Source organism: Catenuloplanes sp. NPDC051500, from assembly GCF_044454585.1.
In the GTDB taxonomy this organism is placed as follows: domain Bacteria; phylum Actinomycetota; class Actinomycetes; order Mycobacteriales; family Micromonosporaceae; genus Catenuloplanes.
The window spans coordinates 16,769-33,074 of the sequence record NZ_JBITDX010000015.1 but is presented as its reverse complement, the minus strand read 5'-3'; the positions used below and the strand labels follow the sequence as shown (position 1 = coordinate 33,074).

The 16,306-nt window shown below is 71.6% G+C and carries 12 protein-coding genes; 3 read left to right on the top strand and 9 right to left on the bottom strand.

All coding sequences use genetic code 11. From position 1 onward, the window contains the following. Positions 1-59 precede the first annotated feature (59 nt). The 3 genes from ACIA8K_RS27010 to ACIA8K_RS27000 all read left to right on the top strand — a co-directional run bounded on the left by ACIA8K_RS27010 (position 60) and on the right by ACIA8K_RS27000 (position 3,416). Positions 60-1,385: a PspC domain-containing protein gene (locus tag ACIA8K_RS27010; RefSeq protein WP_396064006.1), complete on the top strand. Its 1,326-nt coding sequence runs from the start codon at positions 60-62 to the stop codon at positions 1,383-1,385. Then, positions 1,382-2,098 (top strand): hypothetical protein, encoded by a 717-nt coding sequence (locus tag ACIA8K_RS27005; RefSeq protein ID WP_396064004.1) that lies wholly within the window; start codon positions 1,382-1,384, stop codon positions 2,096-2,098. The genes ACIA8K_RS27010 and ACIA8K_RS27005 overlap by 4 nt, the downstream gene beginning before the upstream one ends. 88 nt (positions 2,099-2,186) lie before the next feature. Further along, entirely contained in the window at positions 2,187-3,416 is a 1,230-nt protein-coding gene (locus ACIA8K_RS27000) for a phosphatidylserine decarboxylase (RefSeq protein ID WP_396064002.1), read from the top strand. 68 nt (positions 3,417-3,484) lie between these two features. Here ACIA8K_RS27000 and ACIA8K_RS26995 read toward each other — a convergent pair whose 3' ends face one another. The 9 genes from ACIA8K_RS26995 to ACIA8K_RS26955 form a co-directional block, all read right to left on the bottom strand. Further along, positions 3,485-4,402, bottom strand: coding sequence for a CDP-alcohol phosphatidyltransferase family protein (locus ACIA8K_RS26995; protein ID WP_396064309.1), 918 nt, complete (start codon positions 4,400-4,402; stop codon positions 3,485-3,487). 428 nt (positions 4,403-4,830) lie between these two features. After that, positions 4,831-5,790: an NUDIX domain-containing protein gene (locus ACIA8K_RS26990; RefSeq protein ID WP_396064000.1), complete on the bottom strand. Its 960-nt coding sequence runs from the start codon at positions 5,788-5,790 to the stop codon at positions 4,831-4,833. Between the two features lie 19 nt (positions 5,791-5,809). Then, a complete protein-coding gene (locus ACIA8K_RS26985) occupies positions 5,810-6,757 on the bottom strand; it encodes an NUDIX domain-containing protein (RefSeq protein ID WP_396063998.1) in 948 nt (315 codons plus the stop codon). A gap of 128 nt (positions 6,758-6,885) precedes the next feature. Beyond that, positions 6,886-8,439, bottom strand: a complete 1,554-nt coding sequence (gene guaA, locus ACIA8K_RS26980; protein ID WP_396063996.1) for a glutamine-hydrolyzing GMP synthase — start codon at positions 8,437-8,439, stop codon at positions 6,886-6,888. A 59-nt stretch (positions 8,440-8,498) separates the two neighbouring features. Then, positions 8,499-10,199 carry a S8 family serine peptidase gene (locus ACIA8K_RS26975; protein ID WP_396063994.1) on the bottom strand — a complete coding sequence of 567 codons (1,701 nt, stop codon included), beginning with the start codon at positions 10,197-10,199 and terminating at the stop codon, positions 8,499-8,501. A 64-nt stretch (positions 10,200-10,263) separates the two neighbouring features. After that, a complete protein-coding gene (locus tag ACIA8K_RS26970) occupies positions 10,264-11,949 on the bottom strand; it encodes an FAD-dependent oxidoreductase (RefSeq protein ID WP_396063991.1) in 1,686 nt (561 codons plus the stop codon). Positions 11,950-11,988: 39 nt separating this feature from the next. Then, positions 11,989-13,470, bottom strand: a complete 1,482-nt coding sequence (locus tag ACIA8K_RS26965; RefSeq protein ID WP_396063989.1) for a PAS domain S-box protein — start codon at positions 13,468-13,470, stop codon at positions 11,989-11,991. Positions 13,471-13,583: 113 nt separating this feature from the next. Further along, positions 13,584-14,759 (bottom strand): M1 family metallopeptidase, encoded by a 1,176-nt coding sequence (locus ACIA8K_RS26960; RefSeq protein ID WP_396063987.1) that lies wholly within the window; start codon positions 14,757-14,759, stop codon positions 13,584-13,586. Positions 14,760-14,866: 107 nt separating this feature from the next. Beyond that, a complete protein-coding gene (locus tag ACIA8K_RS26955; protein ID WP_396063985.1) occupies positions 14,867-16,273 on the bottom strand; it encodes a M1 family metallopeptidase in 1,407 nt (468 codons plus the stop codon). Between the last annotated feature and the right edge of the window lie 33 nt (positions 16,274-16,306).

Below are 16,306 nucleotides of genomic sequence, written 5' to 3'. Positions count from 1 at the left end.
GTGCCGTCAGGGTTCGTGCCTGAGGCAGCCGGGCCGCCCCAGGGGCGAGTATCGAAAGCATGAACACGCAGCACGACCCGGCCGCCGCCCCGCCGCCGGGCTCCGAGGGCTTCACCGCCGGCGCCGGGCCGCGACTGTTCGGGCTCGTCCGGCCCCAGACCGGCCGGTACGTCGCCGGGGTCTGCGCCGGCATCGGCCGGGCCACCAACACCGACCCCGTGCTCTGGCGGGTGCTGCTCGCCGTCCTCGCGGTCTTTGGCGGCACCGGCCTGCTCATCTACCTGGCCGCCTGGCTGATCATCCCGGCCGAGGGCGAGACCGGCTCCCCGCTTGAGAACGTGCTCGGCAAGGGCCAGTCGAGCACCTCACCGATCACTGTCGCCGGCCTGACGATCCTCGCGCTCGTGACGTTCGCCTACATCATGTCCGACACGTGGCGGGCGATGCTGCTGGTCTCCTGCGCCGCGGTGGTGGGCGCGCTGATCGTCAACCGGGGCCGGATCCCCACGCCGGGCTCCGCGGCCCCGCCGCCTCCGCAACCCACGCCGCCGCCCGCCGCACCCGAACCAGCTCCAGGAGTGCCACCCGTGCCACCGAACGATCAGCACCCGCCCCAGCAGCCCGGCTACGCGCCCGCTGCGCCGCCGCCCTGGCAGGCTCCGCCCACCGGTGGGTACCGGCCGCCGTTCGCGCCGCACGGGCCGTACCGGAGCCCTTACACCGCGATGAACCCGCCGCCCCCGCCGCCGGCCCGCCAGCGGCCGCCGAAGCCGCCGAAGGAGCGCTCGCCACTGTTCGGCGCCACGTTCTCGGTGATCCTGATGGCGATCGGCGTGCTGGCGATCATCGACCTGAGCAACATCGCCAACCCGGCCGCATCCATGTACTTCGCGGTCGCGCTGACAATCATCGGCCTCGCGATGCTGATCGGCACCCGGTGGGGCCGCGGCCGCGGCCTGATCGCGCCCGGCCTGGCCGTGGCGCTCGGGCTCGGCGTCTCCGTGGCCGCCACGTCCGACGGCTTCGACGACAACCACCCGCTGCCGTCCGTCGTGGCGCCGAGAACGCTCGGTGAGCTGCCCACGCGCTACAGCGCCGGGTTCGGCGACACCACGTTCGACCTGAGCACGCTCGACTTCACCGGCCAGGACCGGGCGCTGCACATCGAGCAGGGCGCCGGCGAGCTCTCGATCGTGCTGCCCCCGACCGTGGACGTCGTCATCGACCTCGAACTGGGCGCCGGCTCCGCCGACCTGCTCGGCAACGAGACGGACGGCGTCGGCCGGACCAACCGGGTCGAGGACTTCGGCACCGACGGCCCGGGCGGCGGGAAACTCGCGCTGACGATCACGAACGGCGCCGGCGACGTGGAGGTCACCCGATGAAGACACACCGCACGGACGGCGTCTCGCTCAGCTTCGGCACCGTCTTCCTGTTCATCGTGGTCTGGTGGGTGCTCGCCCAGTTCGTCACGCTCGCGCTGCCCGCGGTCGGCTGGATGGTCGCGATCGCGCTGATCGTCTTCGGCGTATTCGGCCTGATCGGCGCGTTCCGCTCCGGCCGGGGCGCGGTGCCGGCCCCGACCAGCGGCGCACCGATCGCGGCCGGCGGAGTGCCGGCCGGGCTGCACGCGGACATCGTGCGGGAGCTGATGGAGAACCAGCGCACCTCGGGCGGGACCGAGAGCTCGGCCCGGGCCGGGACGCCGGTGGGGATCGACCAGACCCGGCTGGAGGAGCCGCCGGCGCCGACCGCGGCATTCACGCCGATCCGGTCGGCGGAGCCGGCCTCGCCCTACGCGACCGACTACCTGACCGTATCGGACCCGGACCCGGCGGACGCCGCGGATCACCCGCATCCCGCGGACGACGCGGAGCATCCGGCCCCGGCGGACCCCACCAGGCACCTCGACCAGGCGGACGCCACCGAGAACCTCACCCCGGCGGACGCGACCGGGCACCTCGACCAGGCGGACGCCACCAAGAACCTCACCCCGGCGGACGGCGACGATCGGCGCCCGGATCCGGACCGGACCGAGGTCATCGACGGGACGCAGACGAAGGAGATCCGCACCGAGGGTGACGGCGAACGGCGATAGCGCGTACGGCGTACCCGCGCAATATGCTTGGCGGCCGGAGGGTTTCCCTCCGGCCGCCGGCGTCGTCCACTGCTAGGAGCACACGCGCATGACCCAGTCCCCAGCGTCCGTCGAGGTCGGAGAGCGTGCCGCCCGCACCCTCACCGCCGAACTGGCCCGTCACTCCGGGCCGAAGACCGCGTTGGTGGTCGGAGCGGACGCCGGCTCGGCCGTGCTGCCCGCCGCGTTCGACGCGCTCCTCCCGGGCGATCGGCTCACGCTCGTACCCGCGGAGAGCTCTTCCGTTCTTGATCTGCGCGACCACGTCGAGGCGCAGGGCGCCTGGATCGCCGACCGCGTGACGATCGCCGGCTCGCCCGAGGAGGCCGACCCGGCCGACATCGTGATCGTCGCTGAGCCGCTCACCGGCGGCGCGGTCGCGACCCGTGCGGTCATCGACGGGCTCACCAAGCTGCTCGCGGACGGCGGCGTGCTCAGCGTCGCGGCCGTCGCGCTCCCCGGCCTGGCCGGCGAGGCGGGTGCGGAGCTGGACCGCCAGTCCGCGCTCTTCGGTGCCGGCACCGACCTGGTGCTGCGCAACCGCCCGCCGCTGCGCGTGCACCGGCTCCGGTTCACGCCCGCGTCCCCGGCGCTCGCGGCCCGGCTGGCACCGGCCTACCGCCCGTCAAGCGTGCCGGTGACCCGGACCATGCACCTCGACTCGAACGGCGTCGCGGCCGGCGGCATCGCGCTCGGGCTGGCCGCGCTCGCCCGCGTCACCCGGCCGAAGTCGAAGCTGTGGTGGCTGCCCGCGCTGGCCGCCGCCCCGGCCGCCGCGTTCTTCCGTGACCCCGAGCGGGACGTCCCGGAGGACGCGTCCGCGATCGTCGCCGCGGCCGACGGCAAGGTTCTCTCCGTCGAGCGGATCCGCGACGACCGGTTCGGCGACACCGAGTTCCTGCGCATCGCGGTCTTCCTGTCGATCCTTGACGTGCACATCAACCGCACGCCTGTTGCCGGGCGCGTCGCCGACTACTTCGTCACGGACGGTGGTTTCGCCGCCGCCATGAAGCCGGAGGCGGAGCACAACGTCGCGGCCTACACGGTGCTCGACACCGAGCGCGGCACGGTCGTGGTCGCCCAGCGCACCGGTCTCATCGCCCGCCGCATCGTGCAGCGCGCGCCGGTGGGCGCCGTGCTGGCCCGCGGCGAGCGTTTCGGCCTGATCCGCTTCGGCTCCCGCACCGATGTCTACCTGCCGGCCTCCGAGGTCGAGCCGCAGGTCGGCGTCGGTGACCGCGTCTCCGGCGGCGCCAGCGTCATCGCCCGCTGGCTCTGATCCCGGCCGAAAACAGAAACCGGGCGCTCCCTCACGGGGGCGCCCGGTTTGTTGTCCGCGGGTGTGGGTCAGGCGGCGCGCTGGGGGGCGCGACGCTGGCGGAGCCAGAGCAGTGGGCCGCTGAGCAGGTAGGCGACCACGATCAGGGTGAACGTCAGGCGCGCGTTGACCACCAGGCCGAGGACCGGGAGCACGACAAGCCACGGCGGGAGCTTGATCAGTCGGGCGAGCTTGGCGTAGGGGAAGCTGGAGACCATCGCGATCGCGAGAAGCGCCACCCCGGCCACCTGGAACTCGCCGGGGATCGGCAGGCCGATCAGCACGGCGATGGCGAGGACGGCCGCGGCCATGGTGGTCGGGACGCCGCAGAAGAAGCGGCCGTCCTTGGGTGAGACGTTGAAGCGGGCCAGGCGGATGGCGGCGCAGCCCGCGACGAGCGCACAGGCGACGCCCGCGGCCGGCGTGGAGACGCTGCCGGCCAGGCTGGCGTAGACCACGATCGGCGCGGCCAGGCCGAACGAGCACATGTCCGCAAGCGAGTCCATCTGCGCGCCGAACGGGCTGGAGACGCCGAGCTTCCGGGCCAGCGCGCCGTCGAGACCGTCGAAGATCACGCAGGCGATCAGGCAGATCGCCGCGACCCGCACGTCGTCGCGCATGGCCAGGAAGATCGCGCTGAGGCCGAGGAAGATGCTGCTCAGCGTGCAGGCGTTGACGAGCGCGAAGGAGATCCGGCGGCGCAGCGTGTGCGCGCCGGGGAGCAGGGACGAGTCGGCGGGGGCCGGCTCGGCGATCGGGGTGGCCTCGGCGATCGAGCGGAGCTCGGCGAGGGTCGGTACGTCCGACGAGGCGGGAAGCGCCTCGGGGAGCGGGTAGACCGGGTGGCTGTCGGAGACGACCAACGGGCTGGTTCCTCGCTGGTTCGGTCGTCGTAGGCCCGCACGCACCTGCAGCACCTGCCGCGCGAACGTTCCGCTACGGCGCAGCCCGGCCCACCGGCGCCCGGCCGGGCGGGGGCTGTCTGCAGTACGACGCCGACGCCAGGGGGCTCTCGGCACAAGTCCCTCCATCGCCGGCACTTCGTGCAGTTCGTGCCGGCTTGTCGATAGGGTCAGCCCAGGTGCACCCGGGCCGACGTGTGTTGTCGCCGGACGCCGTCTGCGGCCAGCGAAAAGGGGTCGCCGGCCTCGGGTCGTGGCCGGTAAAGCAGGCACGGCCGTGATCCCGCGGGGATCGACCGTTACGCGGCCTACACCATTGCACACGACACGGCCGTCTGGCGATAGCCGGGAGTTAAACTTTGAGACCCTTAACGCCTGAAATAGCCGAATTGAAGCGATGTCCAATTTGGGTATATCTGCCGTTTTCCAGCTCGCTCCCGCTGACCCGCAGTTTACCGGACGGCCCGCGGCCGTTAAGAGCGTGGGAGTGGAGTGCGGCTCTGACCTGCGAGCCAGTCCAGCGCGGCCAGCGCGACGTCGGTGAGCGCCAGCATGCGCGCCTCCGCGAGATCGAACCAGCGCGCCTCGGCCGTTGACCCGCCGGCCGCCTCGGTCACCACCGCGGGCGTCGGGTGGTCCACGGTGGCGAGATAGGTGACCCGCACCGAGTGCCAGTCGATCGGAACGCCCTCCGGGCCGCGCGCGGCCGGGTTGCGCCGGTGGGAGACGCGCAACAGACCGGTGATCCGGCCCTCCTGGCCTGCCTCTTCGACCAGCTCGCGGAGGAAGCCGACGTCCGGCTGCTCACCGAAGTCGGTGCCGCCGCCGGGCAGATGCCAGCGGCCGGCCCCCGGGTACGCCCCGGCGATCTGGGTCAGCAGCACCCGCCCGGCCGGATCCGTCACCAGACCGTAGGCCGCGAACCGCTGCCCCCTGGGCCCGGTGGGGGGCGCCGCGACCGTTTCCGGAAGCGTCACCCGCGGCACGGTCAGCAACGTCTCCTCGATCAGCTCAGGACGCGGCGGCACGCCAAGCAGCCGCGCGGTGAACGGCATCAGCGGCAACGTGGCCAGCTCGGCCGAATCGACCCAGCGGACCAGGTCCGTCGAACCGCCGGCCTCGTGCCGGAGATCGCCGCCCTCCATCACCACGTCGAAGATCACCCGATCGTGGTGCAGCTCGACGTCGCGGAAGGGAAGCGGGCCGATGTCCGCGAGGATCGCGGCCACGCCCGTGACACGCACGGACAGCCCGGTCGCCTCCGCGAACTCGCGGACCACCGCCCACTCCGGGTGCTCACCGTGCTTGAGACCGCCGCCCGGTAGCTGCCAGACGCCGGGCATGTCGGAGAAGGCGGACGACCGGACCAGCAGCACCCGGCCGTCCCCGTCGCGACATATGCCGTATGCGGCGATCCGCCTCTGCTGTTCCACCCCACCTAGGTTATGTGGATCAGCCGAGTTTGGCTGCCCGCATGGCCTCGATGGTGACCTCGGTCAGCTCCGAGTCCGGGAGCGCCGCGATCTCGGACAGCGTGAACCAGCGAACCTCGTCCGTGGAGCCGCCGACGTCGTGGATTGTCGGCATGCTCGGCCGGTCCACAAGCACGCGGTAGAACGCGCGCACGCCGTGCCAGTCGATCGGGTAGCCCTCCGGGCCCAGCGAGGCCGCGTCCCGGTGGCTGCCCACGCCGAGCAGCTCGACGATCTCGCCGGGCTGGCCGGTCTCCTCGACCAGCTCGCGGAGCAGCGCGGCGCCGGGTTGCTCGCCGTAGTCGGTGCCGCCGCCGGGCAGGTGCCAGCAGCCACCGCCGGGGTAGTTGGCCGAGATCCGGGTGAGCAGGACCCGGCCGGACGGGTCGGTGGCGACCGCGTACGCCGCGAAACGCTGCGCGCGGTGCAGCCCGTCCGGCCCGGGGTAGGCGTAGAACGACGGGAAGTCCGGCGCCTCGTCCGGCCGCAGGTCCACGGAGGCGGACGTCAGCCCGAGCGCGGTCGCGGCGAACGGCCGAAGTGGCAGCGCCGCCGCCTCCTCGCGGGTGAACCAGCGGGCCAGGTCGGTGGGCTGGCCGACCCGGTCGATAAGCGAGCCGCCCCGGATGGTGACGGTGTAGATCAGCCGGTCCGTGTGGAGCGTGATGCCCTTGTGCGGCAGCGCGCGCATGTCGGCGACCACGTCGTGCAGTCCGGAGACGGCGACGGAGAGCCCGGTCTCGGCGGCGGTCTCGCGGACCACCGTGTCGTTCGGGTTCTCACCGTGGTCGACGGCGCCGCCGGGTAGGGACCAGGCGCCGGGCGTGCCGGACCGGGGGCTAGCCCGGACCAGCAGCACGCGGCCGTCGGAATCTGTGCAAAATGCGTATGCCGCGATCCTGCGAAGCGGCTCGAGCGCGGGTGTCACGCCGTCACATTGTTCTCGCGCTTTGTAACCCGCCCGTGAACACTGTCGGATGGGTGACAGTTGAATCGGTCAAAAGCACACGCACGGAGGACATTGCCCATTTTGCCCGGCGAATGACAGCGGATGAATTATTCCCACTCGATGGTGCCCGGCGGCTTGCTCGTCACGTCCAGGACAACGCGGTTGATCTCAGCGACCTCGTTCGTGATCCGATTCGAGATCGTGGCGATCAGGTCGTACGGCAGGCGGGACCAGTCCGCGGTCATCGCGTCCTCGCTTGAGACCGGCCGCAGCACCACCGGGTGCCCGTAGGTGCGGCCGTCGCCCTGCACGCCCACGCTTCGCACGTCCGCCAGCAGGACCACCGGGAACTGCCACACGCCGCGGTCCAGGCCGGCCGCGGTCAGCTCCTCGCGGGCGATCAGATCGGCCTGGCGCAGCAGGTCCAGCCGGTCCTTGGAGACGGCGCCGATGATCCGGATCGCCAGGCCCGGGCCCGGGAACGGGTGCCGCTGGACCATCTCGTCCGGCAGGCCGAGCTGCGAGCCGAGCGCACGCACCTCGTCCTTGAACAGCGTGCGCAGCGGCTCGATCAGCGAGAACTGCAGATCGTCCGGCAGGCCGCCGACGTTGTGGTGGGACTTGATGTTCGCGGTGCCGCTGCCGCCGCCGGACTCGACCACGTCCGGGTAGAGCGTGCCCTGCACCAGGAACTCCACGTCCCGCTCCGCGTCGACCTCGCGCGCGGCCGCCTCGAAGACGCGGATGAACTCGCGGCCGATGATCTTGCGCTTCTGCTCCGGGTCGATGACCCCGTCAAGCGCGCCGAGGAAGCGCTCGGACGCGTCCACCACCTTCAGCCGGATGCCGGTGGCGGCGACGTAGTCCTTCTCCACCTGCTCGGCCTCGCCGGAGCGCAGCAGCCCGTGATCAACGAAAATGCAGGTCAGCTGGTCGCCGACGGCCTTGTGCACGAGCGCGGCCGCAACCGCGGAGTCCACACCGCCGGAGAGGCCGCAGATCACCTGCTTGTCGCCGACCTGCGCCCTGATCAGCGCGACCTGCTCCTCGATGATGTTCGACGAGGTCCAGGTCGGCTCGATGCCCGCGATGTCGTAGAGGAACCGGGTCAGCATGGTCTGGCCCTGCTCGGTGTGCAGCACCTCGGGGTGGAACTGCACGCCCGCGCGGCGCGCCGCCACGTTCTCGAACGCGGCGACCGGCGCTCCCGGCGACGAGGCGATGACCGAGAAACCGGCCGGGGCCTCGACGACCGAGTCACCGTGGCTCATCCAGACCGGGAGGTCCGCCGGGAGCTCACGGAGCAGCACGCCCGGGTCGGCGGCCGGGGTCAGAGCGGTACGGCCGTACTCCCGGGAGCCGGTGTGGGCCACCGTGCCGCCGAGCGACTGGGCCATCGCCTGGAAGCCGTAGCAGATGCCGAAGACCGGCAGGTCAGTGGCGAGCACGCCCGCGTCGAGCTGCGGCGCACCGGGCTCGTAGACGCTGGCCGGGCCGCCGGAGAGGATGATCGCGGCCGGGTTCTTCGCAAGCATCTCCGCGACCGGCATCGAGTGCGGGACGATCTCGGAGTAGACGTTCGCCTCGCGCACCCGGCGGGCGATCAGCTGGGCGTACTGGGCCCCGAAGTCGACGACAAGGACCGGGCGCGGAGTGCTCATGCCCGCAAAGATACCGAGGGCCCCGGACGCCGATGCGCCCGAGGCCCTGGATCGAACGGCTACCGCTTGTAGGTGTACGTCGGCGAGTGCGAGACGTTGCCGAGCTTGTCGTAGGCCCGGACGCGGACCGTGAACTTCTTCCCGTACGCCGCCGGCTTGATGGTGAGGCTCGGGCCGGATCCGGCCACCTTGCCGTTGACCAGCCACTGCACCGAGGTCACACCGCGCTTGTCCGTCGCCGCGACCTTGACTGTGAACGCCTTCTTCACAGTCGAGCCGCTCTTCGGCGCGGTCACCCGCAGTGCCGGCCCGCGGTTGTCCGCCTCGTAGGCGCGGGTCGCGGTCTGGGCCCGCCCGGACCAGTCCACCGCGCGAACCGCCACCTTCACCACGCCGTGGTACGCGGCGGAGTTCCACCGGAACGAGAACGGCGCCGCCCGGTCCACGCCCACGACCGCGCCGTTGACGACCAGCTCGACGCGGCTCACGCCGGTGTTGTCAGATGCGTTCGCGCCCACTGTCACGGTGCCGTGCAGCAGCGTGCCCGCACGCGGCCCGGTGAGCGCCACAGTCGGCGCCGCGGCGTCGGCGACCGCCCAGACCGCACGGCCCGCGTTGACCCGGCCGTGCGTGGTCCAGCCGAGCTTGGTGGAGCTCAGCGACAGCACCGAGCCGATGAACGCGCCGCTTGCGGCCGGCGCCCGGGACAGCATCAGCGCGGCCACACCGGCGACCAGCGGGGTCGCGGACGAGGTGCCGCAGAAGTCGACGTAGCCGCGGCCGCGGTAGTCCTGCGCCACGTTGCAACCCGGCGCCGCGACGTCGACCCAGCTGGTGCCGTAGTTGGACCACGCGTAGCGGCCGTCCGCGTCGTCCGCGCCGCCGACCGAGAGGACCTGCGGGATCGCGGCCGGGTACTGCCGGACCGAGGTGTTCTCGTTGCCGGCCGCGGCCAGGATCAGCGCACCCCGGTCCGTGGCGTACTGCACGGCGCTGTTGAGCAGCGGGGACGACTCACTGCCGGCAAGCGACATGTTGATCAGCTTCGCGCCCTGGTCGGCCGCGTACCGGATGCCCTTGGCGATCGAGAGGTAGTCGCCGGAGCCCTCCGCGTCCAGCACCTTGACCGGCAGGATCCGGCAGTTCCAGCAGACGCCTGCCATGCCGCTGCCGTCGTCGCCGCGGCCCGCGATCACGCTTGCGACGCCGGTGCCGTGGCCCTCGTCGTCGGCCGGGTCGGCGTCGTCGTTGATGAAGTCGTACCCGGGCAGCACCCGGCCGGCCAGATCGCTGACCTCGTTGACGCCGGTGTCAAGCACCGCGACTGTCACTCCCGCGCCGGTCGTCATCGACCAGGCGGCCGGCAGGTTGACCTTCCGCAGGCCCCACTGCTCGGCGTAGAACGGGTCGTTCGGGGTCACGTCCGCCTTCGCGGCGACGTGGTTCTCCTCGACGAACGCCACGTCCGGGTTGCGCCGCAGCAGCTCGGCAGCGGCCCCGGCACGCCGGGCGGCCACGTCCACCACGACCGCGCCGGCCTCGTCGGCCGCGTCCGCGTCCACGACCCGCACGCCACTCGTCCCGGCCAGCGCGTCATCAGCGGAGACGCCCGGGTTGAGGCCGACCACCAGCTCGACCGGGCTGCCGGTGTCAGCGGACGCGGCGAACGCTGCGGACGCCGGCGCGGATATGCCGACGCCAGAGGCGACTGCCATCACCAGCGCGACGGTCATCCGCCGCTGATTGGAAAGCTTGCGCACTGATTCCACCGTCCAGCTCGGGTACACACGACTCCGGGAACGGTAGAAATCCGGACAATGAGGTTCAGGTCTGTTTCGGGTGCAGGAGGGCTGCAAACGCGCCCACCGGCACCACCGGCCGCGCCGGGACAACCACACCGATCCGGCGGTACGGCATCCCCGGCGCCGGCCGCGGGTCGGGCTCGCCCCGGTTCGGCCAGAACGCGCAGGCGCGCTCCGCCTGGGCCGCGATGGTCAGCGACGGGTTCACGCCCAGGTTCGCGGTGACCGCGGCGCCGTCCAGGACGTGCAGGCCCGGATGCCCGAAGACCCGGTGGTACGCGTCGATCACGCCCTCCTCCGCTGTCGCGCCGATCGTGGCCCCGCCCAGGATGTGCGCGGTCATCGGGATGTTGAACGCCTCGGTCACCGCCCCGCCCGGCACACCGCCGATCTCGTCGGCAAGCGCGCGGGCCGCCTCGTTCCCCGCGGGCAGCCAGGTCGGGTTCGGCGCGCCGTGTCCCGGCCGCCCGCGCATGGTCCACCGCCCGAGCCGCCGCCGGTACGTCGTAGTGATCGAGTTGTCCTCCGCCTGCATGACAAGCGTGATGATGGTCCGCTGCGACCAGCGCCGGACCGAGAGCATGCGCAGGTAGGTGAGCGGATGCCGGGCCATCGTGCCGAGCCAGCGCAACGGGCGGCGGGGGCCGCCGTCGGTGAGCGCGGACTGCAGCAGGCCCATCAGGTTGGCGCCACGGCCGTACCGCACGCCCTCGACGTGGGTGCGCTCGTCCGGGTGGAACGAGCTGGTGATCGCGACGCCGTCGGTGTAGTCGAGGTCCGGCTTCGCGCCAAGCACTGACGCGCCGAGGATCGACTCGGAGTTGGTGCGGGTCAGCGCGCCCACCCGGGCCGACAGGTGTGGGAGCGCGCCGGTGGCGCGGGCGCGGTGCAGCAGGCGCTGCGTGCCGAGCGCGCCGGCCGCGAGCACCACCTGGTCCGCCTCGAACGTGCGGCGGGCGCGTCCTCCGGTCCGTACCGTGGCGATCTCGAAATGGTTGTGGTTCTGCCGCAGAGTCGCCACCGTGGTCATCGGGAACACCTCCACGCCCGCCCGCTCGGCCAGGTGCAGATAGTTCTTGACAAGCGTGTTCTTCGCGCCCACCCGGCAGCCGGTCATGCAGCTGCCGCAGTGGGTGCAGCCGGTACGTTCCGGGCCGGCGCCGCCGAAGAACGGGTCGGGCACGGTCCGGCCGGGCTCGCCGAGGAAGACGCCGACCGGGGTGGCGTGCACTGTGTGCGCCACCCCCATCCGCGCCGCGACCGCGTGCATCGCCTCGTCCGCCGCGGTCACCCGGGGGTAGACGGTCACGCCGAGCATTCGTTTCGCCTGGTCGTAGTGGGGGGCCAGCTCGGCGCGCCAGTCGGTGACGGCACGCCACGCCGGATCGTCGTAGAACGCGGGCAGCGGCTCGTAGAGCGTGTTCGCATAGACGAGGCTGCCGCCGCCGACACCGGCGCCGGACATCACCAGCACGCCGGCCTTGGAGCCGCGCGCGCCGCGCAGCAGCGTGATGCGCTGCAGGCCGAAACAGCCGAGCGCGGGCGCCCAGAGGAAGCGCCGCAGCCGCCAGGAGGTCTCCGGGAGCTCGTCGTCGGCGAACCGGCGGCCCGCCTCCAGGACGGCGACCCGGTAACCCTTCTCGACCAGGCGCAACGCCGCGACGCTGCCGCCGAAACCGGAGCCGATCACCACCACGTCATACCGCATGCATTCATCTTTACCGATCGGTAACAGATATGTCACCCATCAGCCCGTCGGCACGGCAGCACGACGGCCACGTTTGTGCTGATACATCGCCTCATCTGCGGCCTGGACGAGTTCGTCCGCGGTCGGCTGGTCGCCGCTGTTGGCATGCCCGATGCTGATCTCCGGGTTCAGCACGCACGTGGGGAGCACGATCGGCCGGCTGACCGTGCTTGTCAGCCGGGCCACGATCACTGACACGTCCTCCGGTTTGGCCTGGTCGTCACAGAGGATCACGAACTCGTCGCCGCCGATCCGCGCGACCGTGTCCGAGGGGCGCACGCTCTGCCGCAGCCGGCTCGCGACGGTGGTCAGCAACTGGTCGCCGATCGTGTGCCCGAACGTGTCGTTGACCTCCTTGAACCGGTCCACGTCCAGGTAGAGCAGCGTGACGGTCTTGCCGGTGCGCCGGGTGCGGTTCAGCGCCATGGTCAGCCGGTCCATCAGCAGCGCGCGGTTCGGCAGGTCGGTGAGCGTGTCGTGGGTGGCCATGTGGGCGAGGCGGGCCTCGTACCGGCTGCGCTCCGCCTCCATCTGCTGCTGGGCGGTGATGTCGCGGAGGAACGCGTTCGCCTCCATCCGCCCGTTGTGCTCGGTCAGCCAGAGCTTCATCTCCACGGGTACGTCCCGCCCGTCCCGGTGCCGGGCCACCACCCGGATCGGCTCCCCCGTCGCAAGCGTCGGCACCCGGGTGCGCAGCAGCCGCGCGAACCCGGTGTCGTGCGCGGCCCGGTCCTGCGGCTGGATCAGCACGTCGCGCAGCGGGCGGCCGATCACCTGCGCGGCCGGCCAGCCGAAGGTCCGCTCCGCCGCCGCGTTCCACTCGGTGATCGCGCCGTCCTCGTCCATGCTGACCAGCGCGTCACCGGCGGTCTCCATGATCCGGGCCAGCCGCTGTCGCTGCTCCAGCAGCATGCGCTGCTCGGCGGCCTGCGCGGTGATGTCCCGGCCGACCACGGCGATGCCGACGATCTCCCCGATCCGGTCCTTCAGCGGCGAGATGGACAGCGACAGCTCGACCAGCCGGCCGTCCTTGCGCACGTGGGTGGCCTCGTGGTTCTGGAAGACCTCGCCCTCCGCGATCCGCGGCAGCAGCCCCATCGACCGCTCGGGATCGTCCTCCGGCAGCAGCAGACTGCCGTGCCGGCCGATGATCTCCTCCGCGCGGTACCCGAAGATGCGCTCGGCGGACGGGTTCCAGCTGTCGATCACGCCGTCCAGGCTCAGGCCGATCACCGCGTCGTCGCACCACTCCACGATCGCCGCCAGCCGGGTGGACGCCGAGACGGTCCGCCGTTGCCGCCAGTAGTGCAGCGCGAGCAGCCCGATGCAGGTGCCGCCGACGGCCACGATCCCCGCGAAAATCAACTCCGGCGGTGACATCGGCCCGTCCGTGAGCAGCCACACCACGTCGAACGAGGCCAGCACGACCAGCGCCAGCAGCACCGACAGGAACAGCCAGGCGCGGTCGAACGGTCTGACCACCGTCTGCCCCCTTCGCCGGGATTGGGTTTCCGCCCACATCATCGGCAGGAGTGACGTGAATCCTAGAAATCCCGAATTGCAGCGTTACATCGATGCAACGCGCGCGTGGGTGATCAGGAGTTGGGGGCTGTCGTGCCGAAGAGCCAGGCGTCGAAGAACCGGCGGAGCGGCCTGGCGGAGACACGCTCGGCGAGCGCGATGAAGTCGGCGGTGACGACCGTGTTGTTGCGGCGCTCGGCGGTCCACGTCTGGAGGATTGTGAAGAAGACCTCATCACCGAGGGTCTGGCGCAGCGCATGAAGCGTCAGCGCGCCCCGGTGGTAGACCGCGTTCTGGAAGAGGTTCGCCGGGCCGGGGTCGCCGGTGGCAACGGTCCAGTCGGTGGCCTGGTAGGTGGAGTCGAACACGGCCTGCACCGGCGTGCCCCGGTTGTGCTCGTCCCACATCCACTGGGCGTAGGTGGCGAAGCCCTCGTTGAGCCAGATGTGCTGCCAGCCGCCGATCGAGACGCTGTTCCCGAACCACTGGTGGGCCAGCTCGTGCGCGACCAGCCAGGTGCCGTCGTCGCCCCGGTTGAAGTAGTCGGGTCCGTAGACCGGGCGTGACTGGTTCTCCACGGCGAACGTGATGCGTGCGTCCGCGACCACCACACCCCCGTAGGCCGCCATCGGGTACGGCCCGAAGCGCTCCTCAAGGAAGTCCGCGATCTCGCCGGTGCGGGCCAGCGCACGGTCCGCGACGCCGCCCTCCGGGATCGACGCGGACACCGCGGTGACGATCGGCAGGTCGCGGTGGGTGCCGGAGGTGACGCGGAACTCCCCGACGACCATGGTGGCGAGGTAGCTCGCCATCGGCACCCGCTCGTCCCACCGCCATGTGGTCCAGCCGCCCGCGGTGGTGAAGCCGTCCGGAACGCCGTTGCTCAGCGCGGTTAGCCCTTCCGGAACCGAGATCTCCAGGTGGTACGTGGCCTTGTCCAGCGGATGGTCGTTGACCGGGAACCAGGAGGCGGCGGACTCGGGCTGGCCGATCACCACAGCGCCGTCCCGGGTGTGGCGGAAGCCGCCGCGGTCCAGGAGCGAGCGCGCCACCATCTCCGGCACGCCGGCATAGTCGATCTCCACGGTGAACGCGCCGCTTACCTCGCTCTCCGGGGCGATCATCAGCTCGGCACCGTCCTGGCGGGTCCGGGCCAGGCGGGCGTCGACTGTCAGAAGGCCGGTCGGGGACGCGGAGCGCCCGACACAGAGACGGCCGGACGGCGTGATCGGTTGCCGCCCGTGGACCACAGGCGCTTTTCACCACGACGAGACCGGAAGGGAGGAGCCCCCGGGCGACGACCGGAGCCCGCGGGAGCGTGCGGGCCGGACCACCGCGGGAGCGGGAAGAAAGGTTTCTAGGGTGTGGGCACCGGGGGTTGGCTGGTGCCGAAGAGCCAGGCGTCGAAGAACTGGCGCAGCGACTTTCCGGAGACGCGCTCGGACAGGGCGATGAAGTCCGCGGTGACTGCCGTGTTGCTGCGGCGCTCCGCGGTCCAGGTCTTGAGGATCGTGAAGAACGCGTCGTCGCCGACCTCCATGCGGAGCGCGTGGACCGCAAGCGAGCCACGGCGGTAGACCGCGCCGCTGAAGATGTTGGCCGGGCCGGGGTCGCCGGTCGGGATCGTCCAGTCCATGGTGCGGTAGACGTCGTCGAACTGGGACTGGACCGGCGTGCGGCGGGTGTGCTCCTCCCAGAGCCACTCGGCGTAGGTGGCGAAGCCCTCGTTGAGCCAGATGTGCTGCCAGCCGCCGATCGAGACGCTGTCCCCGAACCACTGGTGGGCCAGCTCGTGCGCGATCACCCAGGACGCGTCGGCGCCGCGGAAGAACGACGGGCCGTAGACCGGGCGCGACTGGGTCTCGAGCGCGTAGTTGATCCGGTTGTCCGCGACCGCGATGCCGCCGTAGGACTCGAACGGGTACGGGCCGAACTGCGTCTCCAGGAAGTCCGCGACCTCGCCGGTGCTGGCCATTGCGGTGTCGGCGGTGCCGCCCTCGGGCAGGCTCGCGGCCACCGCGGTCAGCATCGGGCGGTCGTTGTGGCTGCCGGACACGACCCGGTAGTCGCCGATGACCACCGTCGTCAGGTAGGCCGCCATCGGCGCGCGCTCAGCCCAGGACCAGGTCGTCCAGCCGCCGGACGTGGTGGAGCCCTCCGGTACGCCGTTGCTGAGCGCGGCCTTGCCCTCCGGGACGGTGATCGCCAGGTCGTAGGTGGCCTTGTCCAGCGGGTGGTCGTTGACCGGGAACCAGGAGCTGGCGGACTCGGGCTGGCCGAGCGCGATGGCGCCGTCGTCGGTGTGCAGGAAGCCGCCCTCGCCGAGGATCGAGCTGATCGGCTTCGGCACTCCGGCGTAGTCGAGCTCGACAGTGAAGTCGCCGGTGAGCTCGCGCGCGGGCGTGATGACCAGCTCCGCACCGTCCTGCCGGGTCTCGGCGGGGCTGCCGTCGACGACCGCGCGGCTGATCGGCAGGCCGGTGAAGTCGAGGTTGAAGCGGCGCAGCGGGGTGGTGGCCGCCGCGGTGATCACGACCTGGCCGGTGAGCTGGTCGGTGTCCGGCGCGTAGCGAATCGTGATGTCGTAGTGCGCGACGTCATACCCGCCGTTGCCGTACCGGGGGAAGTAGGGGTCGCCGATGCCGTCCGCGCCGTACTTCGCGCTGTCTGGCACCACCGGGACCGGCAGGTTCAGCGGCGACGTGCACGCCGAGACCAGTAGACCGGCGGCCGTCAGCGCCGCAATGCTCTTCCGCACACCCACGGCCGAAACGGTAGCCGACCGGGGGCCGCTCCC

What these genes read in the sequence shown, in the direction of transcription:
- ACIA8K_RS27005 (WP_396064004.1), top strand. Translation starts at nt 1,382, where the DNA reads ATGAAGACACACCGCACGGACGGCGTCTCGCTCAGCTTCGGCACCGTC.
- guaA (WP_396063996.1), bottom strand. Translation starts at nt 8,439, where the DNA reads ATGAGCACTCCGCGCCCGGTCCTTGTCGTCGACTTCGGGGCCCAGTAC.
- ACIA8K_RS27000 (WP_396064002.1), top strand. Translation starts at nt 2,187, where the DNA reads ATGACCCAGTCCCCAGCGTCCGTCGAGGTCGGAGAGCGTGCCGCCCGC.
- ACIA8K_RS26970 (WP_396063991.1), bottom strand. Translation starts at nt 11,949, where the DNA reads ATGCGGTATGACGTGGTGGTGATCGGCTCCGGTTTCGGCGGCAGCGTC.
- ACIA8K_RS27010 (WP_396064006.1), top strand. Translation starts at nt 60, where the DNA reads ATGAACACGCAGCACGACCCGGCCGCCGCCCCGCCGCCGGGCTCCGAG.